Source organism: Pengzhenrongella sp. (genome assembly GCF_036565025.1).
GTDB lineage: Bacteria > Actinomycetota > Actinomycetes > Actinomycetales > Cellulomonadaceae > Pengzhenrongella.
On the sequence record NZ_DATCNW010000162.1, the window covers coordinates 1 to 9,706 of the forward strand.

General features: G+C 72.9%; 10 protein-coding genes. 1 reads left to right on the plus strand and 9 read right to left on the minus strand.

Translation table 11 applies throughout. From position 1 onward, the window contains the following. Positions 1 to 105: 105 nt before the first annotated feature. From carA to pyrR, 5 genes are read right to left on the minus strand one after another with little or no spacing between them, the layout of a single operon-like run. Positions 106 to 1,338, minus strand: a complete 1,233-nt coding sequence (gene carA, locus VIM26_RS09185) for a glutamine-hydrolyzing carbamoyl-phosphate synthase small subunit (protein ID WP_331950369.1) — start codon at positions 1,336 to 1,338, stop codon at positions 106 to 108. Then, positions 1,335 to 1,898, minus strand: coding sequence for a hypothetical protein (locus VIM26_RS09190; RefSeq protein WP_331950371.1), 564 nt, complete (start codon positions 1,896 to 1,898; stop codon positions 1,335 to 1,337). Before VIM26_RS09190 ends, carA begins: the two co-directional genes overlap by 4 nt. Continuing rightward, positions 1,898 to 3,373 carry a dihydroorotase gene (locus VIM26_RS09195; RefSeq protein ID WP_331950373.1) on the minus strand — a complete coding sequence of 492 codons (1,476 nt, stop codon included), beginning with the start codon at positions 3,371 to 3,373 and terminating at the stop codon, positions 1,898 to 1,900. Before VIM26_RS09195 ends, VIM26_RS09190 begins: the two co-directional genes overlap by 1 nt. Beyond that, positions 3,370 to 4,401 carry an aspartate carbamoyltransferase catalytic subunit gene (locus tag VIM26_RS09200; protein ID WP_331950375.1) on the minus strand — a complete coding sequence of 344 codons (1,032 nt, stop codon included), beginning with the start codon at positions 4,399 to 4,401 and terminating at the stop codon, positions 3,370 to 3,372. The genes VIM26_RS09195 and VIM26_RS09200 overlap by 4 nt, the downstream gene beginning before the upstream one ends. Beyond that, a complete protein-coding gene (gene pyrR / locus VIM26_RS09205; protein WP_331950377.1) occupies positions 4,398 to 4,997 on the minus strand; it encodes a bifunctional pyr operon transcriptional regulator/uracil phosphoribosyltransferase PyrR in 600 nt (199 codons plus the stop codon). Before pyrR ends, VIM26_RS09200 begins: the two co-directional genes overlap by 4 nt. Before the next feature lie 194 nt (positions 4,998 to 5,191). Here pyrR and VIM26_RS09210 point away from each other — a divergent pair, with 194 nt between their 5' ends. Next, positions 5,192 to 7,507 (plus strand): putative bifunctional diguanylate cyclase/phosphodiesterase, encoded by a 2,316-nt coding sequence (locus tag VIM26_RS09210; RefSeq protein ID WP_331950379.1) that lies wholly within the window; start codon positions 5,192 to 5,194, stop codon positions 7,505 to 7,507. Here the strand turns inward: VIM26_RS09210 and nusB are convergent. From nusB to VIM26_RS09230, 4 genes are all read right to left on the minus strand, one after another. Beyond that, positions 7,485 to 7,901: a transcription antitermination factor NusB gene (gene nusB / locus VIM26_RS09215; protein ID WP_331950381.1), complete on the minus strand. Its 417-nt coding sequence runs from the start codon at positions 7,899 to 7,901 to the stop codon at positions 7,485 to 7,487. The genes VIM26_RS09210 and nusB overlap by 23 nt on opposite strands. Next, positions 7,902 to 8,465, minus strand: coding sequence for an elongation factor P (gene efp, locus VIM26_RS09220; protein WP_331950383.1), 564 nt, complete (start codon positions 8,463 to 8,465; stop codon positions 7,902 to 7,904). Between the two features lie 90 nt (positions 8,466 to 8,555). Then, positions 8,556 to 8,966, minus strand: coding sequence for a hypothetical protein (locus VIM26_RS09225; RefSeq protein ID WP_331950385.1), 411 nt, complete (start codon positions 8,964 to 8,966; stop codon positions 8,556 to 8,558). Beyond that, the gene (locus tag VIM26_RS09230; RefSeq protein ID WP_331950387.1) at positions 8,963 to 9,601 is read right to left on the minus strand and encodes a hypothetical protein; all 639 of its coding nucleotides are present in this window, start codon (positions 9,599 to 9,601) and stop codon (positions 8,963 to 8,965) included. Before VIM26_RS09230 ends, VIM26_RS09225 begins: the two co-directional genes overlap by 4 nt. Between the last annotated feature and the right edge of the window lie 105 nt (positions 9,602 to 9,706).

Genomic DNA, 9,706 nt, shown 5'->3' on the forward strand with positions numbered 1-9,706 from the left:
CCCGGCACGCCTGGGTCCCGGAGTAGTCGAACTCGGCGGCCTGGCCGATCACGATCGGGCCGGAGCCGATCACGAGGACGCTGGCGATGTCGGGGCGGCGGGGCATCAGGCGTGGTCCTTCGCGGTCATCAGGTCGAGGAAGCGGTCGAAGAGGTAGGCGGCGTCGTGCGGGCCCGCGGCGGCCTCCGGGTGGTACTGGACGGAGAACGCCGGCAGGTCGAGCGCGTTCAGGCCCTCGACCACGTCGTCGTTCAGGCAGACGTGCGAGACCTCGACCCGCCCGTAGCGCCCCGCCTCGTGCGGGGCGATGGACGTCCCGGTGAGCGGCGCGTCGACCGCGAAGCCGTGGTTGTGCGCGGTGATCTCGACCTTGCCGGTCGCGCGGTCGAGCACGGGCTGGTTTACGCCGCGGTGCCCGTAGGCGAGCTTGAACGTGCCGTAGCCGAGCGCACGGCCCAGGATCTGGTTGCCGTAGCAGATCCCGAAGAACGGGATCCGCCGGTCGAGGACCTCGCGCAGCAGATCGACCGCGTGGGTCGCGGCCCCGGGGTCGCCGGGACCGTTGGAGAAGAACACGCCGTCGGGCGCGAGCGCCTCGATCTCGGCGATCGAGGTGTCGGCGGGCAGCACGTGCACCCGGATGCCCCGCTCGGCCAGGCGCCGCGGCGTCATCGCCTTGATGCCGAGGTCGACCGCGGCCACGGTCGCCACCGGGGTGGCGAGCGGCGCGCCGTCGGGCCCGAGCGGCTCCACGACGTAGGCGACGTCGGTCGAGACCTCCCCGGCCAGGTCGGCGCCGGCCATCGCGGGCGCGGCGGCGACGACGGCGAGCAGCTCGGCGACCGGGCGCGGCACCGGGCTGCCGTCGCTGCCGGGGCGGAGCAGCTCGTCGCCGGAGAAGATGCCCGCGCGCATCACGCCGCGATCGCGCAGGTGCCGGGTCAGCGCCCGGGTGTCGATCCCGGAGATGCCCACGATCTGGCCCTCGACGAGCTCGTCGTCGAGGGTGCCGGTCGCGCGCCAGTTGGAGACCCGGCGAGCGGGGTCGCGCACCACGAAGCCGGCGACCCACACGCGGCCGGACTCGGCGTCGTCCTCGTTGATCCCCGTGTTGCCGATGTGCGGCGCCGTCATGACGACGATCTGGCGGTGGTAGGAGGGGTCGGTGAGCGTCTCCTGGTACCCGGTCATCCCGGTGTTGAACACGATCTCCCCGACCGTGCGACCGCTGGCCCCGTAGGCGCGGCCCGCGAACGTCCGCCCGTCCTCCAGGACGAGGACGGCCGGGCCGTCGGCCGGCTGCTGGGGGTGGGTCACGGCATCGTTCGGGGCGCTCACGTGCTCTCCTTCGTCGATGCGCCGAGCTCGTCGGCGCCGTTCTGGTCTGCGGGGACGAAAGCGCCCACCGCGTCGGTCAGCGGGGTGCGGTCTACCCCGCGCCGCAGCCGCAGGCCGGTGTCGAGCAGCACCGCACCCGGCCCGGGCGCCTGCCAGGTCACCACGACGAGGCCATGGCCCCCCACGACCTTGCCCGCCATCCCCGGCGCGGTCCCCACGCCGCGTACCGCGTCGGCCGGGATGAACAGGTCACGCGCGCCGTGCCGCTCGATGCGGATCCCGGCGTCGAACACGCGCACGACGGCGCCCGACCGGGCCCCGAGGTCGTGCGCGACGATGCGGTCGAGCCAGTCGCCGGACGTCGTGGTGGACACGTAGATGGCCGCGAGGGACTCCGTGCGCGGTTCCCCGAGCGCGGCGTCGTCGCGGGCGGGCACGGCCGGCAGCTCGGGCACGGCGAGGCCGGTGCGCTGCGCCCGGTGCCGCCAGCCGACGAACATCGCGGCCAGCACACCCAGGACGAGCACGGTGAGGATCGCCGCGGTCACCGCGGGGGGCATCAGGAGGCGCTCATCGCGGTTGCGGGCCTGGGCAGGCGGGAGCCGGTGGCCTCGGGTCGGGCGCCGCCGGCCGGGCGGGCGCCGCCGTCGTCCTCGGACTCGGGCGACACGGCGTGCCCGTCGAGCACGGTCGCGCGCCCGCGCAGGAACGTCGCGACGACGCGCCCGGGCAGCTCGCGGCCCCGGAACGGGGAGTTCACGCTCGCGGTGCCCTGCAGCTCCGGGACGACGGTCCAGCGTGCGGCCGGGTCCACCAGGGTCAGGTTGGCGGGTTCGCCGACGGCGATCGGCCGGCCCTGCGGGCGGTCGGAGTCGATCGAGCGCCCGATCGCCGCGGGGGCGCTGGACATGACCCGCGCGACGTCGGCCCAGGTCAGGCGGCCGGTGTCGACCATCGTGTGCTGCACGACGCTGAGCGCGGTCTCCAGCCCGGTCATCCCGTGCGCGGCCGCGGCCCACTCGCAGTCCTTGTCCTCGCGGGTGTGCGGCGCGTGGTCGGTCGCGACGATGTCGATCGTGCCGTCGGCGAGACCGGCGCGCACCGCCTCGACGTCGGCCGCGGTGCGCAGCGGCGGGTTCACCTTGTAGACCGGGTCGTAGCCGCGCGCGAGCTCGTCGGTGAGCAGCAGGTGGTGCGGGGTGACCTCGGCCGTGACCGCGATCCCGCGCGCCTTGGCCCAGCGGATCAGGTCGACCGACCCGGCCGTGGACAGGTGGCACACGTGCAGGCGCGAGCCGACGTGCTCGGCGAGGAGCACGTCGCGCGCGATGATCGCCTCCTCGGCGACGGCCGGCCAGCCGGCGAGGCCGAGCTCGGCCGAGACGACGCCCTCGTGCATCTGGGCGCCCTCGGTGAGCCGGGGCTCTTGGGCGTGCTGCGCGATCACGCCGTCGAACGCCTTGACGTACTCCAGGGCGCGGCGCATCAGCACGGGGTCGGCGACGCAGTGCCCGTCGTCGGAGAAGACCCGCACACGCGCGGCCGAGGCGGCCATCGCGCCGAGCTCGGCGAGGTGCTCGCCGGCCAGGGCGACGCTCACGGCACCGACCGGGTGCACGTCGACCCAGCCCGCGTCGCGGCCCAGGCGCCAGACCTGCTCGACGACGCCCGCGGTGTCCGCGACCGGCGTCGTGTTGGCCATCGCGTGCACGGCGGTGAACCCGCCGAGCGCGGCCGCGCGGGTCCCGGACTCGATGGTCTCGGCGTCCTCGCGACCCGGCTCACGCAGGTGCGTGTGCAGGTCGACCAGCCCGGGCAGCGCCACGAGCCCGCTGCCGTCGAGCTCGACAACCTCCGAGTTGTCAGCCGTTGCGCGCCCTGGAGCGCGCGCTGGGTCTGACACGTCGGGGGCGAGGGCCTCGTTGACCGCGTCGGCGCCGATCGCGGCGATCACGCCGCCTGAGAGCAGCAGGTCGGTGGGCGTCCCGCCCAGCGGCGCGACCCCCCTCAGCACATACCTCACAGGCCCGGTCACGCGATCCCCACTCTCTGGTTCGAAAGACTCTGACTCTGGACCTGACTCGCACCTGCTGGGTCGCCCGACATCAGCAGGTACAGCACCGCCATCCGGACGGCGACCCCGTTCGCGACCTGCTCGACGATCACCGCGCGCGCCGAGTCGGCCGCGTCCGCGGAGATCTCCAGCCCGCGGTTCATCGGCCCGGGATGCATGACGATCGTGTGGTCGGGCAGCAGCGCGAGGCGACGCGCATCGAGCCCGAACCCGCGCGTGTACTCCAGGGGGTTCGGGAAGAACGCACCGCCCCCCGCGCCGTTCGCGCTCATTCTCTCGCGCTGGACCCGCAACATCATGATCGCGTCCGGCTGCTGGTCCCTGATCACCTCGTCGAGGTGGTACGAGACGCGGCACGGCCACGCCTCGACCCCGACCGGGACGAGCGTCGGCGGCGCGACCAGGGTGACGTCCGCGCCGAGCGTGCGCAGCAGCAGCACGTTCGAGCGCGCGACGCGCGAGTGCAGCACGTCCCCGACGATCGCGACCTTGAGCCCGGCGAGGTCGCGGCCGGTCACGTCGGCGGACACCGAGCCGCCCGCGAGGTGGCGGCGGATCGTGTACGCGTCGAGCAGCGCCTGCGTCGGGTGCTGGTGGGTGCCGTCGCCGGCGTTGATGACCGCGCCGTCCACCCACCCGGCGTGCGCCAGGGTGTGCGGCGCCCCTGAGGACTGGTGCCGGATGACGACGGCGTCGGCGCCCATCGCCTGCAGCGTGAGCGCGGTGTCCTTGAGCGACTCGCCCTTGGAGACGCTCGAGCCCTTGGCGGAGAAGTTGATGACGTCCGCCGAGAGCCGCTTGGCGGCGGTCTCGAACGAGATCCGGGTCCGCGTGGAGTCCTCGAAGAACAGGTTGACCACGGTGCGACCGCGCAGCGTGGGCAGCTTCTTGATCTCGCGCGACTGGGTCGCGGCCATCTGGGCGGCGGTGTCGAGGATGTGGACCGCGGTGTCGCGGTCCAGGTCTGCGGTGGAGAGCAGGTGCCTCATCGGTGGTCCCCCTCGTTCGACGGGCTCTGGATCAGGACGGCGTCCTCGCCGTCGGTCTCCTCGAGCAGGACGCGGACCCGCTCGGACTGGGACGTGGGCAGGTTCTTGCCGACGTAGTCGGCGCGGATCGGCAGCTCGCGGTGCCCGCGGTCCACCAGCGCGGCGAGCTGCACGGCGCGCGGCCGGCCGAGGTCGCTGAGCGCGTCGAGCGCGGCGCGGATCGTCCGCCCGGAGTACAGCACGTCGTCGACGAGCACCACGACCAGCCCGTCGATGCCCGACGACGGCAGCTGCGTCGCGCCGATCGTGCGGGTCGGGTGCCGGCGCAGGTCGTCGCGGTACATCGTGACGTCGAGGCTGCCGACCAGCTCCAGCGCGTCCAGCTCGGGTTCGACGGCGGCGAGCCGGTGGGCCAGGCGCCGGGCGAGCGGCAGGCCGCGCGTCGGGATGCCGAGGAGCACGACGCCGGCGCCGCCCTTGTTGCGCTCGAGGATCTCGTGCGCGATGCGGGTGAGGGCCCGAGCGATCTCGGGAGCGCCGAGGACGACCGTGGAACCGGTCTGCGGGTCAGCGGGCAATACGGGGCCAGAACTCATCTGGCGACCTCCTTCCCCGCCTCACTGGACGGGTCTTAAAGGAACGTGTGTCGGGGCCGGAGCCTACCGCGTCGTTGGCCGGGGCCCGTCGAGGGCACGGCCGGACCCGACGTCGCCGGGTGAATCACGGCCGATGACCCGCTCACACGCGGTTCGGACCTCGATGATCGGTACGTGTCAGTCGATCGCACAACGTGAACGAATCCGTGGGGGGCCTCGCGGTCGCGGCGCAGTGCCTCGCGGCCGGTTTCGTCGGCGCGCTCTGCGTGCAGCACGCGAACACGTGGCGCGCGGACCGGGCACGCCGCGTCGCGCTGTGGCTGCTGCTCTGGTCGGTGGCGTTGACGCTCCTGTTCTTCCTGAACGGGATCCTTCCGCTGATTCCCGACGGACCCGCGACCGAGGTCGCCCGGTTCGGTCGCGCCCAGCTGCTCGCGGCGTCGGTGCTGCTCGCGCTGCCCGCGCTTCGGGCGTCCACGGGCGGCCGGCCGGTCCGCTGGTACCTCGCGACCGCAGCCGCGCTCTTCGCCTGCCGTGCAGCCCTGTGGCTGACCACGGACCTCGTGTACGCCCACGCCGACGAGGCCGCCCTGCCGCGGTACGGCCCGCTGGTCGGCGTCACCTTCGTCGTGGCACTGGCCCCGGTCGCGTGGTACGTCACCTCGTCGACGCGCCGGATGCCGGCCGGCCTGGACCGGTTCACGCTGCGGCTCGCCTGGGCCCTGAGCATCGTCGGGCTCCTCGCCGGCCACCTCTTCGCGGGCAGCGAGGTCTCCGAGCAGCTCCGCAGCGTCTGGGCGCTGCCGCTCGTCGTGATCAGGCAGGGCCTGGCGGGGCGCACATCTCGAGCCGCCGAGATGCAGATCCGGCACGAGGACCGGATCCGCGACGCGCTGCACGAGACCGGCAGAGCGAGCGTCACCACCACGGACCCAACGGCTCTGCTGGCCCTCGCCGAACGGTCGGCCCGCGCGGTGCTCGATGACAACACGCTGACCGGCGCGATCACTCAGCGCCCCGATGGCCGGTTCTCGACGGCCTTCCACGCCGCGGACCCCGCGCTCGACACGATCACAAGCGATTTCCTCGTCCGCCTGGGCGCGATCGTGTCTGCCGCAACGGACCGGAACCACCTCGCCGAGGAGGTGCTCGCCGCTGCCTTGACCGACCCGCTCACCCGGCTGCCGAACCGGAAACCCCTCGAGCAGCACCTCGTGGCGGCGCTCGCTCGCGCCGCCGAGAGTCGCGCCCGGCTCGCAGTGTTCTACTGCGACATCGACGGCTTCAAGCAGCAGAACGACTCCCGCGGCCACGCCTGGGGCGACTTCCTGCTCACGCGCACCGCGACCGGCCTGCGCTCGCTGCTGGGCAAGGACGACTTCGTGGCCCGGTTCGGTGGCGACGAGTTCGTGCTCGTGGTCGAGAACGCCGGGTCGCGCGACGAGCTGCTCGCCCGCGCCCTGCGGGTCCGCACCGGTCCGGAGCTCGAGGGGCCCGACGCGGTCGCGGCCCTGATGTCCGTCGGGGTGGCGATCTGGGCGCCCGGGGACGACATCGAACCAGAGAAGCTGCTGCGCGAGGCCGACACCGCGATGTTCACGGCCAAGCGCAGCCACGTCGGGGTCCTCATCTTCGACGAGACCCTGCGGGCGCAGATGGACTCCGAGCGGGACCTGCGCCGCGAGCTCGACGCCGCCCTGGCGGACGACGAGTTCGTCCTGCACTACCAGCCGATCGTGGAAGCGGTCTCGCTCGACGTCGTCGGGGTGGAGGCGCTCGTGCGGTGGGAGCACGCGGGGGGCCTGCGAATGCCGGGGTCCTGGGTGGCCTTCGCCGAGGAAACCGGCCAGATCGTGCCCATCGGCCGGCGACTGATCGTCGCGGCACGTGCCGAGGCCCGGCGGCTACGCCTGCCGGTCGCCGTGAACGTCGCGGCCCGCCAGCTGGCCGACCCGCGCTTCCTGGAGCACCTGCGCCTCGACTGGGGCGACGACGACTGGCACCTGCTCACCATCGAGATCACCGAGAGCTCGCTGCTGGAGGATCTCGCGCACGTGATCGAGTCCCTGATGGCGGTGCGCGAGCTCGGCGCCCGGATCTCGATCGACGACTTCGGCACGGGGTACAGCTCGTTCGCGCGGCTCGCGACTCTGCCGGTCGACGTGCTGAAGATCGACCAGGCGTTCGTGCGGGACCTGGACGGGCCCGGCGGCGTCGCCGTCGTCCGGGCGATCGTCGCGCTCGCGCAGGCGTACGGCCTCGACATCGTCGCGGAGGGCGTCGAGCGGATCGACCAGCTCGAGACGCTGGTCGCCCTCGGGGTCCCCAAGGTGCAGGGCTACCTGCTCGGGCGACCGTCAGCGTCGGCCCCGCGTCCGGTCGAGTTGCCCGGCGCGGGACCCCTCTCAGCGCTCGGGACAGGCCACGAGTCCGGGTCGGGCTTCCCGGTGCAGGGCCGGCGCGACGGCCGACCTGCGCCGGGGTCGATCAGGCGAGCAGCATCGGCTTGAGGTCGACGATCCGTCCGAGCAGCCCGTTGACGAAGCTCGGCGAGTCGTCGGTCGACAGGGACCGGGCGAGCTCGACGGCCTCGTCCACCGCGACGGCGTCGGGCACGTCGTCGTTGTAGAGGACCTCCCAGGTGCCGATCCGCAGCAGCCCGCGGTCGACGGCCGGCATCCGGTCCAACGTCCAGCCGTGCGCGTGCGTCGCGAGCAGCTCGTCGATGCGCTCCTGCTCGGCGACGACGCCCTCGACGATCTCGACCGAGTACTGCGGCAACGGCGCCTCGGTGCCGGGCTCGGTGATCCGCTGCGCGAGCAGGGTCACCGGGTCCAGCTGGCGCTGCTCGGCTTCGAAGAGGACATCCAGGGCCCTCTTGCGGGCCTTGGTCCGGGCGCCCACTTAGTCGTTCACACGGCCGAGGTAGCCGCTGTCGCGCGTGTCCACCTTGACCCTCGTGCCGGTCTCGATGAACAGCGGGACCTGGATCTCGTAGCCGGTCTCCAGCGTCGCGGGCTTCGTACCACCGGTGGAACGGTCGCCCTGCAGGCCCGGCTCGGTGTACGTGACCTCGAGGATCACGGACGGCGGCAGCTCGACGTACAGCGGCGAACCGTCGTGGGTCGCGACCAGCGCGGTCTGGTTCTCGAGCAGGAAGCGCGTCGCGTCGCCGACCGTGGTCTCGGAGACCAGGAGCTGGTCGAACGTCCCGGTGTCCATGAAGATGAAGTCGGTGCCGTCCTTGTACAGGTACTGCATGTCCCGCTTGTCGACGTTCGCCGTCTCGATGCGCAGCCCCGAGTTGAACGTCTTGTCGACGACCTTGCCGGACAGCACGCTCTTGAGCTTGGTGCGGACGAACGCGCCACCCTTGCCGGGCTTGACGTGCTGGAAGTCGATGACGGTCCAGAGCTGACCGTCGATCTTGAGGACGGTGCCGTTCTTCAGGTCGTTGGTGGTAGCCACGATCGCTGCTTCCTGTCGAGTTGAGAATGTGCGCAGGCCGTCGTCCACATGCGAGACGCCGGCCAGACCGGCGTCGATTCTATCGCGGGCTCAGCCGTTGATGATCGCACCGCCGAGCAGGAGCCATCCGGCGAGCCCGACGGCGGCGGCCCACACCATCGAGGCGAGCGTCCCGATCACGAACCGCTCCGACGCCGCCGGGTGCTCGCGCAGCTCGGGGTACCGGCCGAGGCCCTTGATCGCGATCACGAACGCGATCGCCGCCGGGTAGCCCGCGAGCAGCGCCACCGTGATCGCGAGCCGCTCGAGCACGCCGATCCAGGTGCCGCCGCGCAACGCGGCACGGGGCTCGGCACCGATCGGGCCGGCACTCTGCGCAGCCGCGCCCGCGTCCGGCGAGCGCGACGCGAGCTTGAGCACCACGCCGGTCAGCACCCAACCGCCGCCGACCGACAGCGCCAACGCCCCGACGACGACGAGCCCCACAAGCCATCCGTTCACTGCTCCACCTTCCGTTCGGTGCCCGCTGTCGCGAGCAGCCGCGCCGCGAGCGGGCGTGCCGCGAGCTCCTCGGCCCACAGCGCGGTCCGCAACCGCTGGCTGACGGCCTGCTGGCTGATGCCCAGCCGGGTCGCCACATCTTCCTGCCTGGATCCCTCACCCCCGACCCGGAGCGCGTCGATGACCTCCCAGCCGGCCGCCGTCCGCCGCTCCGCGACGGCCGCGACCAGGGTGAGCACGGCCTCGGCGTCGGCGGCCGCGACCGGATCGACCCCGTCCACCGCGAGCGGCACCGGACGGGTCCGGGTCTTGGCCCGCTCGACGGCGCTGCGCGCCAGGATGAACGCCTCGCCCCAGCCCGCGCGGGAGGTCTCCGGGAGCGGCTCGTGGACGGGACCCGCGCCGATCCCGACGCTCCAGCCGCCGCGCCGCAGCACGGTCAGGGCGAGGTCGACGACGAGCTCGGCGTCGTCGAGCACGGCCTGGACCTCATCCCCCACCGTGCGCTCGAAGGGCCTGACCAGCCCGGGCGCGCCGGGCGCCACCGCGGGCAGCGCCGCGAAGACCTCGAGCAGCTCCTCGACGCGGTCCCCCACCCGGCGGCTGCCCTGCTGGTCGATCGTCAGGATGAACATGGCACCAACCTAGAGCCTTGTTCAACCCATAACAAGCCTGAAGATTTGTACGGGGCCGCACAAGCCCCACCCCACCCGCAACGTCCGAGCGTTGACGTCCTATAG